Origin of the sequence: Agrobacterium vitis (assembly GCF_037039395.1) — a bacterium.
GTDB classification, from domain to species: Bacteria; Pseudomonadota; Alphaproteobacteria; order Rhizobiales; family Rhizobiaceae; genus Allorhizobium; species Allorhizobium vitis_E.
Genome location: NZ_CP146242.1, coordinates 927,729 through 945,648, shown reverse-complemented (window position 1 = coordinate 945,648; position 17,920 = coordinate 927,729). Strand labels below are relative to the sequence as shown.

The window sequence follows — 17,920 nt, the reverse complement described above, 5'->3', positions numbered from 1 at the left end:
AGTCGAAAAGTTGTGAAATTCCGCTATCATGGCATGCAGACGAACCCGGTCCCCGACCGGAGATTGGCAGATCAAGGTGCATGCTCCCAGGCTCATTTCCGTAATCGACGACGAAGTCGAGGTTCTGCGTGCCACCAGCAGCCTTTTGAGATCCTGCGGTTTCGACGTTGCGACCTATTCTTCCGCCGAAGATTTTCTTCAATCGCAGAATAATGGTCGCTCGGCCTGTCTCGTCTCGGACGTGCAGATGCCCGGTATGAGTGGTGTCGAGCTCTATGCTTTCCTGAGGGAGTGCAAGGATCCCGTGCCGATGATCTTCATCACGGCCTTTCCCGAGACGCCGGTGTGTGCGAACATCGATGCGCCGGTCTGCGTCCTGCAGAAGCCCTATCAAGCGGAAGCACTGATCGCCTGCATAGAACGGGCCATTAGCATGCAGCCGCAGGCTTAACCGGTCAGCCAGCTAGGCGTCGGCCCGCCGTATATCTTACGACTTTGCCGAAATGGCCATTAAATGCCGCACCACGGGACGGTCTATGCCATGATGGTGGCTGAGGAGCTTGCCGTGGTGCTAGGCATTCGCATGGGAAGCGCTTTCATGCTGGCGCAGATGCGCCGCCCAGGATTCAACGAAAAACTATTCGACATCTCTTCCGGCGCGGCTGCACCCTCGCTCACGCCTCAGAGGTGAGCGCCACTGCGTTGCGCAGTTGCGCTCTTGGAACGGGATCGGGGAGTATGGCCGGCCAAGTCGGCCCGGCATTGGCGGCAGCCTTACCACAGGCGAGCGTCAGGCCAAGGAGGATCTCTACGGTGAGAAGCCCGTGCCAGACGAGCAGTCCTAGAACGAAGCTCACCGCGACCAACTCCGCCTCGATGGCGATCGTAAGTTCCCGCCGATCGAGAATATGCTTGCGCCGGCCTGCACCATGCGTTCCATGGCGCGGTCATACGCTTCCGTGCTGACGTCGCCACAGGCATCGGCAATCACACAGACCTCGAAACCCTGGTCTATCGCCGTAAGGGCAGGGCCGACGATGCACACACTCGTCCAAAGGCCGCAAAGCACGATCCGCCTCTTGGCGATGCGGTTGACGTCTGCAATCACGGCCGCGTCTTCCCATGTGTTCATCGACGTGCGGTCGAGCATCGGCTGACCGGGAAAGGTGCTGTGATCTCGTCGCACATCGGACCGGAAAAGCTCTTTTCTGCAACGGTGGTCAGGATCGTCGAGACGTTGAAGGCCTTCACGGCATTGGCGACCAGCGCTGCATTGGTGCGCAGGTTCACGGCATTGATGCTCTTGGTGGCAAATGCCATCTGGGACTGGAAGTCGGTCATGGAGAAGCAACGACGAGGAGCCAATGCCATCCGGCACCGTCAGTCTCTTGTCGGTTATACAGCCGATTTGGACGTTTCACTGTTTTGCACGCGATGAAGGCAGGGCGTTCACACCCGGTGTCGACGATAGTCACCGGGAGACATCCCTGTGTGTCGTCGGAACGCGCGCCCGAAAGCAGCCTGCGAGGAAAAACGGCAACGGAAGGCGACCTCCGAAAGCAATAGCCTAGGGTCATCGAGAAGCTTTTGTCCGTGAGCAAGCCGACGAGTGGCCACATAATCCGATGGCGACTGTCCGAGCGCCGCCTTGAACGACCGGGCAAAATGATAGCGGCTGAGGCATGCCACCTCGGCGAGCTCTGCAACGGTCAAATCATCTTCCAGGTTCTCCTCGACATAGTCGATAACCCGGTTGCGCCTGGCTGGGCTCAGGGCGCCGTTCACCTCGGTCGGCGGTGTTGTGATGCTGTTTCCCGAGTAGCTTGAGAGAAGATGGAGTGCGAGCGCCATGGACAGTTGCTCGACAAGCAGGTCTCCGGCTGCCGTTTCGTATCGCATCTCTTGTAGGACTCGGAAACACAATTGCCGAACGAATTCATCGGGCACTTCAGCGAGGTAGGCGATGTTGCCTGAAACCACAGGCCGTGATGTCAATTCGCCGATCGAGTCAAACTGATGCTCGGGGAGATAGAGATGCAGGATCTCGGGCAGAGGCTCGGTTATGCGGATGCAGTCTTCCTGGACCCCGATAGGGCAGAACCAGAGGGTGCCGCTGCGGACCGCGGTCGACTGAAATCGCCCGTCACCGCGACGATGAACGATGCCGGAGGGCGTTCCCTGGAGCGCGAGCGTGATCTCCATCTGGGTGCTGCAGATGGCGGGCAGTTCGCAAGCCGGATGCGCACGCACTTCCGCACCCAGGTTTTGCCACCGCCGGCCCGCAGAAGAGTTGATGACACCCGCCTGAGGGAATTTGAATATACCATGGTCGTGGAGTGACGACATGCCCCTTGGCCTCTCTATAAGCATTCATCATAAAAGTCCGATAGGTCGTCTGCAATGCCGAGAATTCGCATTCGCAGCAAGTTCGGCCCGAATGACAGCACGTGCGGCAAAGACAGCACTCGGCTTCAGTGCTATTCCGGAGTAAGGTGCATCTTCGGGTAAAGACCATGCTGCAGTTAGCCAGAGACAGCGGAATGTTCGATCAAGCATGGCTTCGAGCCAGTAACCAAACACTTGTCTGGCAGTCCGTGGGTGCCAGCCTCTGTCATTTGTCACAGGGTGATGGCGTGTGGGACGCGCTCATCCTCCCGCGCGCGCGCGAAGGATCGCGATCGCAACAGATCGACCCGCACTTGCGTCGCCACCCGAATGCCGACGCCTGGCTCGACTGACCTGTCGCAATTGTTGAGGAACCCGAGCATCACGTTCTGGTGTTCGACACCGTGAGCATCATCCTGAAATTGCTATCGCCTTCGCCAGCGCCTCTGGACGACTTTCTACCCTTGGCTCTTTCCATGGTCCGGGCGCTTTCGGCAGCCCATGTCGATTGTGCTCCTCTTGGATCCTTGCATCCGATAGACTTTGCGATCGATCGCCATGGCGGCCTCCGTCTGAGGACACTGCCCATAACGACCTCAGCGCAGACGATCGGCGTGATCGATGAGATCGTCTATCGCGCACCGGAGCAATTGAGGCATGTCGCCCCACACTCCGACAGTCGAAGCGACCTTTACGCACTTGGCATGATCCTCTTCAGGCATCTAACCGGGATCTTTCCGCTGGCGGCCAACTCTCCGGTCGAATGGCGCCATGCCCATCTTGCACTTGAACCGATGAATGCAACCAGCATCTTGGCTGGCCTGCCGGCGGTGATTGGGCAGATCCTCAAGCGTCTGCTCGCGAAGGAGCCTGCCGCGCGTTACCAGACTGCCCTCGCGCTGGAGGTCGATCTTGCGCGCTGCGAGCAGGAATGGCGCGAGAAACGCTCCATCACCGACTTCGAAATCGGTCGCGTCGATACGCCCTTCGCTCAGCTCGGGACCTCTGCGCTTTTCGGTCGTGGGGAAGAGGAAGAGATCCTCGCCGACGTGCTGGAGGGCTTTCTGGATCACGGCAAGCCGTCGATGATATCGGTGCATGGCCAGCCCGGCGTTGGAAAGTCGAGCCTCATTCACAGCCTCGGCAAGGAGGCAGCCGAAAAGGCCCTGTTCATTCAGGGCAAGAGTGACCAGCATCAGTCTGAAGTCCCCTACGGCCCGGTCGTGCAGGCGATCAGCGCCTTCATCGATGAGGCGATGCGAGCCGACCATTCGACCCTTGCATCCCTTCGCAAGGCGCTGGCCCGCGAGCTGCAGGGTAACGCGCCGCTGCTGCTTGACCTCCTGCCTTCAATGGAAGTCCTGACCGGACCTCAGGCCACCCGGATCGAGGTGTCTGGCCCCATGGTCCAGCTCCGGTTGCAGCGGGCATTGCGCACGGTCCTGTCGGTCGCGGCAACGACGCTTAGCCCCTTGATCCTCTTTCTCGACGACGTGCAATGGGCCGACGAAGCCACTCGCTCCTTCCTCTCGGTCTTGGTGAGCGAGCCGGTCACGGGACTTCTCCTGATCGTCGCCCGGCGCGATCAGTCGGGAGAGGCGCAGGCCCTTTCAGACCGACTCATGGCGGATGCACGTGTCTCCATGGCGGAACTGGCCGAGCTTTACCTGCATCCGCTGTCTCTGCAGTCCACACGCCAGATGCTCGAGGCGATTTTCTCAGATGCACCGCAGGGCCTTCTGGATCTGGCCGCGACGCTTCAGGAAAAGACAGGGGGGAACCCCTTCTATCTGCGAAGACTGCTGCAGGCACTGGTACAGGATGGTGTCGTCTATTTCTCCCCCGGCGAACAAGCGTGGCTGTGCAGGGTCGAAGACGTGGCTCGCTACCCGGCGAGCGAAAACATCATTTCCTTCGTGACAGCCCGCCTGGAAAAGGAGGGGCAGGAGGCACTTCGTCTCTTGCAGACAATGGCCTGCATCGGTCCCGAAGCGGAAAAGTCAGTTCTCGCCAGCGCTCTGGGCCAATCGGAAGACAGCCTCCTGCAGCTTGCTGCACCGCTGGCGCGCTCCGGCTTCGTCTTGCTGTCGCCGACAAGACTGAGTTTCGCCCATGACCGTATTCAGGAGGCGGCCTATTGGCTTATGGACGGGCCGACAAGGCGCGGGCGCCACCTCCATCTGGTCGACGTGATGATGTCTTTATGGGACTGCGGAACGAACGCTGCAGCCTTCGCAATCGCCAATCAGATTGAGCAATGTCGGGCCGAACATCTGCCGATTGAGAAGCGAAAGCTGTTTATTGAAGCCCTTCTGGCAGCGCTTGTGCATGCAAGGCGCTCTGCGGCCTTCAGTCAGGCGGTCCGTTACGGAGAGACTGCAGTCAGCTTGGTCCAGGACGACCTTTGGGCAGACCACTATGCGCTATCGTTCAGTGCGCATACCCTACTGTGTGAGGCGCTGTTGGGCGCAGCGTCGCTCGAAGCCGCAGAGGCCAGGCTGAAGGATCTCCTCCAGTATGCGCGATCGGCCCTGGACAGAAGCGCTGTCTTCCGGCTTCGCGCCAACTTGCTGACGCTGAAATCCGACTATGACGGCGCCATAGACGAGTCGCTGCTGGGTCTCGACGAACTCGGCGTCAAACTGGCACGCGGGTCAAGCGAAGAGGAACAGGACCAGGCCTATCGCGACATCCGGCGACGGCTCGCAGGCAGGCAGATTTCAGATCTCGAACATCTTCCCACCATGGAGGATCCGAAAATTCGGGCGGCCATGTCGCTGCTCGCACCACTGATTTCCTCTGTGTTCACCACAGACGGCCTCCGCTTTCTTCATTTGGCGAAGATGGTTGAGCTGACGCTGGAGCACGGTGCCTGCCCGGAGTCGACCTATGGTCTCGGCTGGTTCGGCGTAATTATTGCCGACAAATACGGTGCCTATCACGATGGCCTGAGCTTCGGCCTCGCGGCCCGGGCGCTGGTGGATAAGTACGGGTTCGAACACCTTCGCACCTCCGTGCTGGTGGGGGTCGATCAGATCGCGCCCTGGACCCAATCCATGCCCTACGCTCTGGAACTGGTGCGTGAAGCGATCCATGCCGCCCATACCGCCGGCGACGTTGGCTGGGTGTGCTATGCGCGAAACCATCTCGTGTCGGATCTCATTGTCATGGGCGACGAGATACCCAACATTCGACGGGAGGCCGAAGACTCGATCCTTGTCACCCGGCGCTTTGGCTATACCGACATTGAGCACATCCTCGCGGCGCAACTTCGGTTGGTCGTCGATCTCGCCGAAGGCACGGGCCAACCTGGATCTGAAACAGGTCCAAAGTCGGAAATCCCGCCGATTGTTTCGCCCACAACGACCTTCTGGGTGACTTATTACGAAGGCACCTTGCTCTATTTCAACGGCGCTTATGACGCCGCGGTCGAGAAGCTTATGATGGCCGATGCCCTCACCCCCTTTCTTCTTGCCCACATCGACACCGCCTACTGCAAGTTTTTCCTTGGTCTCGCTATCGCAGCCCGCGGCAGAGATCTGGTAACCGGATCTGGCGACCGCGCCCGGTTGGACGAGCTTCGCAATCGCTTCGCCTATTGGGCAGAGCTCAATCCATTGAACTTCAACAATAAGTTGCTGCTGCTTGAAGCAGAGATCGCCCGTCTTGAAAAGAACTATGCTGGCGCCCTGACCCTCTATGAGAAGGCGGCAACCGCGGCCAGTTCGTCACGCTTCGAGCATGAGCATGCGCTCGCCCTTGAACGCGCTTCGGTCTGCTGTGTAGAAATGGGCAATCGTATCAGTGCCAGTGCCTACCTGACGTTTGCGGCCGAGGCCTATGAACGCTGGGGCGCGATCAGCAAGGCAAAAACCCTTCTAGCCACACGTGCGCCCGACAATGCGCGGCCGCCCTCTCCAACGCTCGGGCTCGCCTCTGCAACCGGCGAACTGGAAACCGTGCTCGGAACCTCGCTCGCGCTGTCGGAGGAGATCGTCCTCGACCGGGTCATCGAAACTTTGATGACACGATTGCTCATTCATGCAGGCGCCAATCGCGGGCTGCTGCTCAAGATCTCCGATGGCAGGTTGGAGGCGGAGGCTTCCGCTTGGACTGAAGGCGACAGCGTTCGCGTCAGCACCCTCGATCCGGATCGTTATGGCATCAGCCCACCCTATTCGGTGATTGACCGGGCGCTGCAGACCCGCACCCCCTTCGTCATCTCCGGGTCCGACTTCGGAGCCTGGGCCGCCGACAAGGTATCCGCGACCGGCCGCTCCATCCTCTGCGTGCCGCTGCTTCGCCGTGGCGAACTGACTGGTCTGCTCTGCCTCCAGAACGACTATCTTGAAGGCGTCTTCGCTTCTGATACTGTTGCCCTGCTCAAGCTTCTCGCCTCACAGGCGGCAATTTCGCTGGAAAACGCCAGGCTTTATACCAAGTTGCTGCAGGAAAACGAACTGCGCTCCCGCAGTGAGCAGGCGCTTGCAGGCGCCAGAGCTGAACTCGAAAAGAACGCGCGTCTGACCCTCCTCGGTGGTATCGCCGCGTCCGTCACGCACGAGCTCGGCCAACCCTTGTCTGCCATTGCGACAAACGCAGGTGCCGGCCTTCGCTGGCTTAGCCGCGCCGAACCGGACATCGCGGAAACGCTGAGCGTCCTGACCGAAATCGAGACCAGCGTCTCGCGCGCCCATGAGATCATCCGCGCTTTGCGGGCGCTCTCGAAGCAGGCCCCGAAGGTCGAGCAGGTCGTTGACGTCAATGAAGTCATTCTGGAGGTTTTGCGCATCGCAAGATCCGAGGTCGAGCGCCATGGTACCGACGTCCTCCTCGAACTGTCTGCTGCGGGAGCCACAGTGCTTGGCGATGCGACTCAGCTCAAGCAGGTGGTGTTGAATCTCGTACACAACGGTATGGAGGCGATGAACGATCTTCCTGCCCAAAGCCGCAAGATCGAGATTGTCTCGACACGGACCGAAGTCGAGATCGTGGTGACGGTGCGAGACTTCGGCAGTGGAATATCTCCGGAGATCGCATCACAGATCTTCGAGCCCATGTTTACGACCAAGGCTACGGGCATGGGCATGGGCCTGGCGATCTGCAAGTCGATCATCGACGCTCATGAGGGCGTGCTAAGCGTTACCGGGGAGAGCGTTGGAACAACGTTTGCATTTTTGCTGCCGATTCACCGGCAAACTGCCGTCTGACATCAGTTTTGCAATCGGCTAAGCCTTGGACTTGTAACGGAATTGTGCCGGTGACCTGATCGTTTTAAGCTTGGATCATGAGACCAGCGAGATGATGAAACATACTGAAGATTTTAAGCGAGAGGCTGTTCGGATTGCGCTGACCATCGGGCTGTCACGGGAACGGATTGCAGCGGATTTGGGTGAGGCCAAGTCGACGCTTGGCAAGTGGATTTCTCACTATCGCCCGACAGATCTGGTAACGGAGCCACAGGCCGATCTGGCCCGTGAGAATGAGCGGCTGCGCCTGGAAAACCGTATCCTCAAGGAGGAGAGGGACATTCTAAAAAAAGCTACGCAGTTCTTCGCGAGCCATATGTGGACACCCCCTCGGTCAAGCCTTTCTTCTGATCTTTTTGAACCCGGCTGGCTGCTCGCATATGTCCGGCCTCTCTGATGATCGGCCGAACGGCCGCGGGCCTTGATGAAATCCGCGGATCATGGTCCCAATCAAAAAAGCGCATTCTGCAGATGCAGTCTCGCGAACGGGTTGTCCTGATCCCCGGCGGAACCGGTATTCATCACGATCGTCTGGCAGGCCCTCCGAACTCGGTGACGCTGGTGCGTCGGTTTCTATGCGATGGCGTTTGTGTATACCGTCTGCCGAGTCATCACGGCCCATGCGATCCGCGCCATCTTGTTCGCCAGCGCCACGGTCGTCAGGCGCGGGGGCTTCGTTAACAACAATTTCCTGACCCACTCGATGAGCGGCCCGTGCATCTTATGCCTGACATGCCTGAGGACGGCTGTCGCGCCGACGATCAGCAGCGTTCGCAGATATCGGTTCCCGGCCTTCGTGATCCTGCCGAGGCGCTCTTTTCCTCCAGACGAATTCGATCGTGGCGTCAGCCCGAGCCATGCGGCAAATTCTCGCCCCGACCTGAAGACTGACGCATCAGGCACCGTCGCCGCCAGTGCTGTGGCAGTGATGACGCCGACGCCCGGGATCGTCGCAAGCCTGCGGCCTGCTTCGCTCGTTCGTTGCCATTCGCGTATCTTGGCTTCAAGTGTCCTGACCTCGGCGGTCAGGGAGTCGATTTGCCTGGCCAAGGATACGACAATGTCAGTCACGAGCGGCGGAACGTCCAGCTCTGTCGGCTCGTGTGCGAGCACCCGCTCGACGAGCTCTGCCGTTCTTTCGATCCCGACCGGCGCCACGATGCCGATCTCGGTGAGATGGCCTCGTAAGGCGTTCACCAGCATGGTCCTCTGCCGGATGAGGAGAGCACGCGACTTGTGCACCATCAGGATCGACTGCTGCGACGCGGTTTTGATTGGAACGAACCGCATGGTCGGCCGGGTCACAGCCTCGCAGATCGCCTCGGCATCCACCATGTCGTTCTTCCCCCGCTTCACGTACGGCTTCACATAAGCCGGCGCCATCAGCTTGACCTCATGGCCCATGCCTGTCAGTTCGCGAGCCCAGTGATGCGCGGAGCCGCACGCCTCCATGCCGATCAGACTCGGCTCCAGCTTGGCAAAGAATGCAAGAAGGTGTGTGCGCCGGAGTTTCTGAGCGATCACGACACGACTGCTGTCATCAATGCCGTGAACCTGGAAGACATTCTTTGCAAGGTCGATTCCGATTGTCAGCCTGGACATCCCGTTTCCTTTCCAACGTTTGATTGGTCCCTGCCGATATTCTCGGCGGTAGTGGTGGGGGTGTCCACATCATCAAAAATCGTGAGATTTGCCTTCGCTCATGAGCACCGCGATCGCTGGCCTGTCGAAGGACTATGCCGCGTCTTGCAGGTGTCCACGCGCGGCTATCGGGCCTGGGCGTCGCGCCCCACCTGCCAGCGTGTTCGCACAGATCTGAAGCTGCTGGCGCACATCCGCGAGCAATATACCTTGAGCCGTGGCACCTATGGCAGGCCTCGGATGACCATGGAGCTCAAAGAGGTGGGGCTTGAAGTGAGCGAGCGTCGTGTGGGACGGTTGATGAAGATCAATGGGATACGGCCTATTCGCACACGCCGCCACAAGGTCACCACCGATAGCCAGCACCACCTTGGCGTTGCTCCCAATCTGCTGGACGGGGATTTTCTGGCTGCTGCGCCTAACCAGAAATGGGCTGGCGACATCAGCTATATCTGGACCACTGAGGGCTGGCTCTACCTTGCGGTCGTCATCGATCTGTTCAGTCGGCGCGTGGTTGGTTGGGCTGTCAGCGACCGGATGAAGAAGGACCTGGCGATCCGAGCCTTGGAAATGGCATAAACCTGCGTCAGCCACCCAAAGGATGTATTTTCCATTCCAATCGCGGCAGCCAATATTGCTCCTACGACTTCCAGAAAAAGCTGCAGGTCCACGGCGTGCGGCCATCGATGTCAGGCAAGGGCAACTGCTATGATAATGCTGCGGTCGAGACCTTCTTCAAAAGCCTGAAGGCAGAGGTGCTCTGGCGTCAGACTTGGCCAACCAGACGGCACGCAGAAACCGCCATCTTCCAGTACATCAACGGCTTCTACAATCCACGTAGGCGCCATTCATATCTGGGCGGCATCAGCCCCATCGCTTTCGAAGCAAAGGTGGCATAGTGAGATAGGTGACCGGCACAAATCCGTTACAAGTCCACTGTTTCTGGAGCTGCTGCTTGGACATCGCATTCCTTCGAATGCGTCTTCAATTCGGCCAGCCGCGTATTGAGCTTTCGGCCAATGATCTGAGCCTTTTTATGGTCGGAACAATGAAGGCTAAGTGAAAGCCGGCTGCCGGGCTGGCATTGAGTGAAAGCGGCCGGAACCCGGGGGCGCCAGTAGAAGATGTTTCCGCGGCGGATGAGGTTCTCAACCTCGTGGCGCACAGCCATGACGAACAGACCCTGTATCAAGCCTGAAGGTTCGCCCGCGCCGAATTCGGCTGGGCATCACCTTTGGGCACCAGGTCGCCTATGATGCCAAAACGATATCCGGCACGACTTGAAAATCAAGGAATTAAGGGCTTTTAGGGAGAATTGGCTGGGGAACCTGGATTCGAACCAAGATTAACGGAGTCAGAGTCCGTCGTTCTACCGTTGAACTATTCCCCAGCAGGGGCGGCGTTGCCGTCTGATGGATGCGGCTTATAAACAAAAGCTGGTTGATTGCAACTGTCTTTTTGCAAAAAAGTGAACCTGTTCAAACAAATCGGTTTTGTAGCGGTTTCGCCCCTTGGGTGGCGTTGGTTTCGGCCTTCTTTGATCGGAGAGGGTGGGGTTTAAAAAGCGTTTGGAGAAGCTTGCCGGGCCTGCTACAATTTTACCAACGAAAATCAAATGATCGCCAGCGGCATATCTGAAACGGACTTTCCTCTCAGGTTTTCCCATCAGACTTTGCGCGGCGCTATGGAAGACATCAGTGGTAGACCCTGGCAATGGCGGATTTCCGCCAGAAAACGGGGCGTCAACGTCAAACCGTACCGAGGGTAAGCCTTCGAGACGCGGTAGGGGTAAGCGGAAAGGCCGGAAATCCGGGCCGCCAGCTAACCCCGTGACGCAGGACCGGACGGCTTTGGCCGAGCCGGATCGACGTCCCATACAACAAGATCAGCAGGCAGCCCAGCAGGCGCCGGGCCGAAAGCGTAAGCGTCGCAGGAAAGGCCGTGGCAACACCTTGCCGGGGCAGGGCCATGCTGCTCCGCATCAGGGCGTGGAAACGCAAGGCACAGCGGCCCCGGCTGAACGGCAGGCAGAACACCATCATCGTGATCAAGGCTCTGCCGGGTATGCGCCCCGCGAGGTGAGCTTATCCAACATTCAACGGACTAATCCGCAGGGGCCTCATACCAAAGAATCCCATATTCAGGGAAATGCGCTTGCTGGCGAAACCGGCGGTGCTGCCAAAAAATCCCCCCGGAAGCGACGCAAGAACCGGGGCCGGCAGAACGCCCAGGTGCGTCCCTTGCAGCCTGGCCGCAGCGTGGAAGCCAAGCCTGCCTCTGCAAGCTATTGCCCACCAGCCGTCGCGGGTCAGAAGCCGGGTGCGGCCTCCGGCGAGGCCCAGCATGGCCGAAGCCGCCATGGCGGACATGGACATGGTGGGCACGGTCAAGGTGGACAGGGCCAGGGAGGACAGGGCCATCATCCGCATCACGGACAGCATCATGGTCATCATTCCAGCCATGGGCCTTCCGACGACCATCCCGTTGATTTCTACGCGGCGCTTGATCTCGGCACCAATAATTGCCGGTTGCTGATTGCCCAGCCAACTCGGCCCGGCCAATTCCGGGTGGTGGATGCCTTTTCGCGCATCGTGCGTCTGGGCGAGGGGCTGGCTGCAACGGGGCGGCTCTCGCAGGAGGCGATGGACCGCGCCATCGAGGCCTTGAAGGTTTGCGCCTCCAAACTGCATGGGGTGGAGCTGCGCGGCAAGCGGCTGATCGCCACGGAGGCCTGCCGGGCTGCGGAGAATGGCGAGGCATTTCTGGAGCGGGTGCGGGCGGAGACCGGGCTTGAGCTGGAAATCATCAACCGCGAGACGGAGGCGCGGCTGGCGGTGTCCGGTTGCTCCTCGCTGGTCGGACGCGAAACCCGTTCGGTCGTGCTGTTTGATATCGGTGGCGGGTCCTCGGAAATCGCGGTGATCCGCATCGGGGATAATCGCTCCAGCCGTCTCGCCAATCACATCACTCACTGGACGTCGCTGCCGGTCGGCGTGGTCACGCTGTCGGAGCGCCATGGTGGGCGCGATGTTTCGCCCACGGTTTTCGAAGCGATGATTACCGAAGTGGCGGGCATGCTCGATCAGTTCGATTGCCCCTCGGTCGAGGCGCTTGGCCATTCTGCTGCCGATGTCGATTTCCACCTGATCGGCACGTCCGGCACGGTGACGACACTGGCTGGCGTACATCTCGATCTGCCGCGCTATGACCGTCGCCGGGTGGATGGGCTATGGCTGAGCGATGACGAGGTCTCGGCCATGCAGGCCAAGCTGCTTTCCTGGGATTACCAGAGCCGCGCCGCCAATCCCTGTATCGGCCCGGACCGGGCGGATCTGGTTCTGGCTGGCTGCGCCATTCTGGAAGCAATCCGCAGGCGTTGGCCCTCCAGCCGCATGCGGGTGGCGGATCGGGGCTTGAGGGAAGGGCTGTTGACCGACATGATGGCCGATGACGGGGTCTGGCGGCGCAATCGCGGCCGCCGCCCGCCGGGCAGCCGGGACCGTGGCCCGCATTTGTAAACGGAAACAAACAAAACCTATGGGATGGTGCGGGTTCCAATTTTCTGCACGATCCCATAGGGCACAAAAGAGTTTTACAGCGAACCGGCGTGCAGGATTTGCACAGGGCGCTGTCAGGAGTTGAGCAGCAAGCATGACCAAACCACCTGTCGGCGGCAACCGCACCGGACGAAAACTGGGCCAGAAGGTCAAGAAGGGCAAGCTGAAGGCGTCTTCGCGGCGCTGGCTGGAGCGGCATATCAACGATCCCTATGTGCAGCGGGCCAAGCTGGAGGGCTACCGCGCGCGCGCAGCGTTCAAGCTGCTGGAGATCGATGAGAAGCACAATATTCTCAAAGGCGCCCGACGTATTATCGATCTGGGGGCGGCACCGGGCAGCTGGTCGCAGATTGCCGCCAATGTCACCGGTTCCACCGATGAGGATATCCGGGTCGCGGCCATCGACTTCCTGGAAATGACGCAATTGCCGGGCGTGAAGATCCTGCAACTCGACTTTCTCGATCCGGAGGCGCCCGCCCTGTTGATGGAAGCGGTCGGCGGTGTGCCGGATGTGGTGATTTCCGATATGGCGGCACCCACCACCGGCCACCAGAAGACCGATCATATTCGCACCATGCATCTCTGCGAAGTGGCTGCCTATTTCGCTGTGGAAGTGCTGGCCGAAGGCGGGCATTTCCTGGCGAAAACCTTCCAGGGCGGTACGGAAAAAGACCTGCTCAACATGCTCAAGCAGAATTTCAAGCAGGTCATCCATATCAAGCCGGCGTCATCACGTCAGGAATCGGTTGAAATGTTCCTGCTCGCCAAGGGCTTCAAAGGCAGGCGCTCCGGCAATGCGCTGGGTCATGAAGTGGAAGACGATGGTCCCATGCCGTATGATCCGCGCGAGGATGCCACGGCTGACGAGGATCAGGATTGAGCGAGAACGGGTCCATGCTCCTCTATATCACGCTCGGCTCCAACGACCTGGAGCGATCCGGACGGTTTTACGATGCCTGCCTCGGCGCGCTTGGCTTCATCCGCCGGGTGACGGAAGAAGACGAAATCGGCTATGGCGCGTCTTCAGATGTACGATGCCGGTTCTGGCTCGTAAGCCCTTATGATGGCAAGGCCGCCAGCTTCGGCAATGGTTCCATGGTGACGCTCAATGCTGGTAGCCGGTCGGATGTCGAGGCTTTTTACGCGGCAGCATTGGCTAATGGCGGTTCAGATGAAGGTGCGCCGGGTCTGCGGCCTTTTCATGCGCATTTCTATGCCTGTTATGTCCGTGATCCCGATGGCAATAAATTATCGGCGGTCTGCGAGCGGCCAGAGGAATTGGCGGCTGATTATAATCCCATCGACTCAATAGCCTGAAAATGGCCCCGTCTGCCTGCGAGCGGCGAAGTCGGAATATTGGCGTGACAGATAGCGCAGTGTTGCCATCGCATCGGCGGGCCTGCCAAAATAATAGCCCTGGCCCATGGTGCAGCCCAAGGCCAGGAGCCGGGTGGCTTCACTGAGAGTTTCGATGCCTTCTGCCACCACTTGCAGCTTCAGACCTTCGCACATGGTAATGATCGCCCGGACGATATGTTCGGAAGTGGTGTCGGTGGTGATCGCCGAGACGAAGGCCCGATCGATCTTGACCTTGTCGAAGGTGAATTCCCTTAAGCGTCCAAGGCTGGATTGGCCGGTGCCGAAATCGTCAAGCGAGATGCGCACGCCTGCCGCACGCAGTTCGGCAATGATCCGCCCGGCCATGTCGGCGGAACTCATCACCGCGGTCTCGGTAATTTCCAGTTCCAGCCGCGACGGATCAAGGCCGACGCTGTTGACGATGGACAGCGTGCGGGAGGCCGTGCCGGAGTCCGTCAATTGCACCGAGGAAAGGTTGAAGGACAAGAACAGTTCTCGCGGCCAGGTCAGCGCCGCTTCCGCAGCCTTGCGCAGCAGGGTTTCCGACAGCGTATCGATAAAGCCCCGGTCCTCGGCCAGCGGCACGAAGATTGCTGGCGAGACGAAGCCGAGATCGGGGTCGATCCAGCGGGCCAGCGCCTCGAAGCCCAGAACCTTGCCATCGGCAAGCGAGACGATCGGCTGGAAATGCGTATCGACGGCATCGTTGATGATCGCATTGCGCAGGGCTTGCTCCAACTGGGTGGAGCGGCGCATTTCCTGGGCAATTTCTCGTGAATAGATGGTTATCTGGCCGCGTCCGCGCCGTTTCGAGCGATAAAGCGCCGTTTCGGCGCTCTTCATCAGCGTGTCGACATCGTCTCCGGCAAAGGGAAAGATTGCAAAGCCCAGTGAGGCTGAAAGCCGGACATTGCGGTCGCCGAGGTCATAGGGCGCCGATAGCACGTCCTTAATCAGATTGCCGATCCGCTCGGCGCTGATCTGTTCGAAAATCAGCGGCAGGACCACGGCAAACTCGTCGCCATCGTGACGGGTGACAATGGCGCCATCGGGAATGCAGGCCTTGAGGCGATGTGCGACCTGGCACAGGATTTCATCGCCCGCCAGCGACCCGAACAGGTCGTTGATCGGCTTGAAACCATCCAGATTGACCAAAGCCACGGTAAATGGTGCGGGATCGGCGGCACGCTCCGCCGATAGGCTGCGGATTCTCTCCTGCAGTCTGTGGCGATTGCCAAGCCCCGTCAGCGGATCGGTAAAAGCCTTGGCCTCTCCCTGATCGATGTCTGGCACTATGGTGTTGGCCGCACCCATTCATTATCCCAAAAAAAGTCACACTTCACAGGACTACCATGCGCATTAAAAATTAATAAAATTCTATCGTTTGGCCAGCCGGCACTGTGGATTTTTACCCGTGATTTACTGCATACCCCTGGCGGGCCGTCAGGTTCACATTGAAGCGGAAAAACCGGCGTGATCCTTGATGCCGTTTGTCTTTTCGGGAAACCGGGTTGAAGTTTACGCAATTATGCAGCGAATATGGGGCGTTCCAGTATTATTTTTGCATTTTATAAAATGCAAGGCGCTGTCCATGGTGTCCGGCGTGGTATGAACTGGGGCCGAACAGTGGATATTGGCTGTTTCTCTCCGGCGACCTCGATTTTGGACGAGGAGATTTGTCAGTTTCAGAGCCACACGCCAGATCAAGCCATCATGCCGTTGCGTGATGGCTTGTCTCGAGATGACGATCCAGAAGCTGTTCGATCATGTCGGGGCTGAGCGGCTTGACGATGACATCGTCCATGCCCGCGTCCAGGCACCGTCCCCGGTCGTGGTCGAAGGCTGGCACCAGTACACCGATAATGGCCGTGCGGGGATCTCCGGCCCGTTGCCTTTGCCGCATCAGGCGGCAGAGATCCATGCCATTGATATCCGGTAGCGAAATATCCATCAGCACGATGGCGGGACGTTCAGCCTGCCAGATCGCTAAGGCATCCGCACCGTTGACCGCCAGCTTGTAGCTGCGTCCAAGTCCTTCGAGGATTTGCGAAAACACGATCTGGTTGACCTCATTGTCTTCGACAACAAGGATTTCTACTGTCTTCTTTGGCGCGCGGACGATGCCTGCCGGGTGATGCGCCGTCTGCGCAGACGCCGCAGCCCGTGGCTGTAGATGCTGGGTCAGGCGCGCTGCGACGCTGTTGCGGTCAGCGACGAGGGTTCGCGTTGTATCATCGAGTGCAAGCTGCTCCCGGCTGACGGACATGGCTCTGTCGGTAATGATCAGGTCAATGGACATGGCCATCGATCTGGCGAGCTCAATGACGGCGCGCAATTCGTAAAGGCTATGAACGATGCAGCGATCGCTTGCCTCTTGCGGCAATGCGCCCACGGCATTTGCGAGGAAAATCGGATCGCTGCTGGCAATCAACACACGTTGCCGCAGGCTGTCTTCTCGTTGAGGCTCGGTTGCCGGTTGCGGCTGCTTTTGCGGCGGAGATAGGGGTGAGTTGATGTGGGCTGCGAGGCTTGATGCATTTCTGCTTTCTGCCCGGATCGTTGGGCGGAGCAGATGGGCGGCGCCGTCGACGCTTGCAAAGGTCACTACGCAAAAGCTGCGGTCGATCTTGCCGATCCGGTTGATATAAGCTGCGGGTGAGGCTTGCGACGAAGCGGGATCGGCAATCCGGATGAAACGCTCGCGAACACCGAGCTGCTGCTCAGCCTGTTGCAAACTGGCGAGGAAGCGGCTTTCAAGCAGGTCTGCGGCAGGGCGACCCAGAATGGCGTCTTCACTTACCCCCATCATGGCGGCGAACGCCTTATTGATGCCAACAATGATATGCTGGCGATCCCAGACCATGACCGGTTGCGGCAGGCTGTCGAGAATATTTTCCGTTACTTCGACCCGTTCCAGATCGGTGCGCCATTGTTCTTCGCGCTTTTTCTGTTCGGTAATATCGGAAATTGAACAAATGCCAAAGCCATTGGCAAGCCGCCGATTGAGCTGGCGCACTGTGCGCTTCTTGACGGTTCTATCGAGTGTTTCGAAACGTTCGCGCCAGTGAGAGGCAACCCGCTCGGCCAGCCATTCTTCTCTTGACGGTGGGTTGGGGGACAGGATGGCGCGGATGCAGTGATCGTAAATCGCGCCCAGGCAGTCCCGGAGCCTGGTGCCCGCTTGCAGATAGAATTCCGGAATTTCGAAGAAGTTCAACAATTGCGGGCTTGCATAGACGATAATATCGTCGCTATCGACAACCAGAAGCGCGCTGCCCTGCGCATCGCAGACGGCATCGAGAAGGCTATGTTCCAGAACCAGGGCGCTTGCCCAGGTCCGGTCCGTTGCCTGCCTGTCGCCCGGTTGCTTATGCATCTTCGCCTCCAAGGCGTTGCATCTCGTTCAAGATAAGCATCGGCCGCATTATCCTACCAACCTATGTTTACTGCATGGCCAGCCGGATCGGAATCGACTCCCGGTAGAAACATGCAGCCTATAGAGCTTTTTTGCGTTTTCGTCGTGCCGCGATGATACCAAACAGTGCAGGAGTGGGTCACGCCAACCGGAGCAACGGGTTTTCTTCGGCGACCGCGATCAAAAACGATTAAAGTTGAATTAAGCCTATTGGTATTCGATTAATGCCCCCTTAATGACAGGGGCGAGAGTTAGGGAAAGATCGCGGTGAATTGCGCCCTTGCCGGGCTTTCTTCTTGGCCGACAATTGGCGA

At 59.0% G+C, this 17,920-nt stretch carries 15 protein-coding genes, 1 tRNA gene and 2 pseudogenes; 8 read left to right on the top strand and 10 right to left on the bottom strand.

Going from position 1 to position 17,920, the window contains the following annotated elements; genetic code table 11:
* The first annotated feature begins 28 nt into the window (after positions 1-28).
* Together V6582_RS07110 and V6582_RS07105 are read left to right on the top strand one after the other, a co-directional pair.
* Complete coding sequence (locus V6582_RS07110; RefSeq protein WP_156631865.1) at positions 29-451, top strand: response regulator transcription factor; 423 nt, start codon at positions 29-31, stop codon at positions 449-451.
* A 63-nt stretch (positions 452-514) separates the two neighbouring features.
* Positions 515-691 (top strand): hypothetical protein, encoded by a 177-nt coding sequence (locus V6582_RS07105; RefSeq protein ID WP_156631864.1) that lies wholly within the window; start codon positions 515-517, stop codon positions 689-691.
* On the opposite strand, the gene V6582_RS07100 is transcribed toward V6582_RS07105, so the two are convergent.
* The 4 genes from V6582_RS07100 to V6582_RS07085 all read right to left on the bottom strand — a co-directional run bounded on the left by V6582_RS07100 (position 675) and on the right by V6582_RS07085 (position 2,346).
* Positions 675-857, bottom strand: coding sequence for an MFS transporter (locus V6582_RS07100; protein ID WP_337739255.1), 183 nt, complete (start codon positions 855-857; stop codon positions 675-677). The two genes, V6582_RS07105 and V6582_RS07100, sit on opposite strands and share 17 nt — an antisense overlap.
* A complete protein-coding gene (locus V6582_RS07095) occupies positions 854-1,186 on the bottom strand; it encodes an isochorismatase family protein (protein ID WP_337739254.1) in 333 nt (110 codons plus the stop codon). The genes V6582_RS07100 and V6582_RS07095 overlap by 4 nt, the downstream gene beginning before the upstream one ends.
* Entirely contained in the window at positions 1,129-1,371 is a 243-nt protein-coding gene (locus V6582_RS07090; RefSeq protein WP_337739253.1) for a hypothetical protein, read from the bottom strand. The genes V6582_RS07095 and V6582_RS07090 overlap by 58 nt, the downstream gene beginning before the upstream one ends.
* A 78-nt stretch (positions 1,372-1,449) precedes the next feature.
* On the bottom strand, positions 1,450-2,346 hold the full coding sequence (locus V6582_RS07085) for an AraC family transcriptional regulator (RefSeq protein ID WP_156631862.1): 897 nt from the start codon (positions 2,344-2,346) through the stop codon (positions 1,450-1,452).
* Positions 2,347-2,777: 431 nt separating this feature from the next.
* Between V6582_RS07085 and V6582_RS07080 the strand changes: the two genes are divergently transcribed.
* Both V6582_RS07080 and V6582_RS07075 read left to right on the top strand, forming a co-directional pair.
* Entirely contained in the window at positions 2,778-7,595 is a 4,818-nt protein-coding gene (locus V6582_RS07080; RefSeq protein WP_156631861.1) for an AAA family ATPase, read from the top strand.
* A gap of 91 nt (positions 7,596-7,686) precedes the next feature.
* Positions 7,687-7,949, top strand: a pseudogene (locus V6582_RS07075) (transposase); the annotation flags it as partial.
* 258 nt (positions 7,950-8,207) lie between these two features.
* On the opposite strand, the gene V6582_RS07070 reads toward V6582_RS07075, so the two are convergent.
* Positions 8,208-9,236, bottom strand: a complete 1,029-nt coding sequence (locus V6582_RS07070; RefSeq protein ID WP_060718548.1) for an IS110 family transposase — start codon at positions 9,234-9,236, stop codon at positions 8,208-8,210.
* 75 nt (positions 9,237-9,311) lie between these two features.
* Between V6582_RS07070 and V6582_RS07065 the strand changes: the two are divergent.
* Positions 9,312-10,174 (top strand): annotated as a pseudogene (locus V6582_RS07065) (IS3 family transposase); the annotation flags it as partial.
* 26 nt (positions 10,175-10,200) lie between these two features.
* On the opposite strand, the gene V6582_RS07060 reads toward V6582_RS07065, so the two are convergent.
* The 3 genes from V6582_RS07060 to V6582_RS07050 form a co-directional block, all read right to left on the bottom strand.
* Positions 10,201-10,446, bottom strand: a complete 246-nt coding sequence (locus V6582_RS07060) for a DUF6538 domain-containing protein (protein ID WP_156634604.1) — start codon at positions 10,444-10,446, stop codon at positions 10,201-10,203.
* A gap of 145 nt (positions 10,447-10,591) precedes the next feature.
* A tRNA-Gln gene (locus V6582_RS07055) sits at positions 10,592-10,665 on the bottom strand.
* Positions 10,666-10,698: 33 nt separating this feature from the next.
* On the bottom strand, positions 10,699-10,941 hold the full coding sequence (locus tag V6582_RS07050; RefSeq protein WP_156634603.1) for a hypothetical protein: 243 nt from the start codon (positions 10,939-10,941) through the stop codon (positions 10,699-10,701).
* A 286-nt stretch (positions 10,942-11,227) separates the two neighbouring features.
* Between V6582_RS07050 and V6582_RS07045 the strand changes: the two genes are divergently transcribed.
* The 3 genes from V6582_RS07045 (at position 11,228) to V6582_RS07035 (ending at position 14,149) form a co-directional block, all read left to right on the top strand.
* A complete protein-coding gene (locus V6582_RS07045; RefSeq protein WP_420360232.1) occupies positions 11,228-12,793 on the top strand; it encodes a Ppx/GppA phosphatase family protein in 1,566 nt (521 codons plus the stop codon).
* A gap of 133 nt (positions 12,794-12,926) precedes the next feature.
* Positions 12,927-13,712, top strand: coding sequence for an RlmE family RNA methyltransferase (locus V6582_RS07040; RefSeq protein ID WP_156634602.1), 786 nt, complete (start codon positions 12,927-12,929; stop codon positions 13,710-13,712).
* 14 nt (positions 13,713-13,726) lie between these two features.
* A complete protein-coding gene (locus V6582_RS07035) occupies positions 13,727-14,149 on the top strand; it encodes a VOC family protein (RefSeq protein WP_156634601.1) in 423 nt (140 codons plus the stop codon).
* On the opposite strand, the gene V6582_RS07030 is transcribed toward V6582_RS07035, so the two are convergent.
* A complete protein-coding gene (locus tag V6582_RS07030; protein WP_156634600.1) occupies positions 14,138-15,505 on the bottom strand; it encodes a putative bifunctional diguanylate cyclase/phosphodiesterase in 1,368 nt (455 codons plus the stop codon). The genes V6582_RS07035 and V6582_RS07030 overlap by 12 nt on opposite strands.
* 397 nt (positions 15,506-15,902) lie before the next feature.
* Positions 15,903-17,567 (bottom strand): response regulator, encoded by a 1,665-nt coding sequence (locus V6582_RS07025; protein WP_156634599.1) that lies wholly within the window; start codon positions 17,565-17,567, stop codon positions 15,903-15,905.
* Between the last annotated feature and the right edge of the window lie 353 nt (positions 17,568-17,920).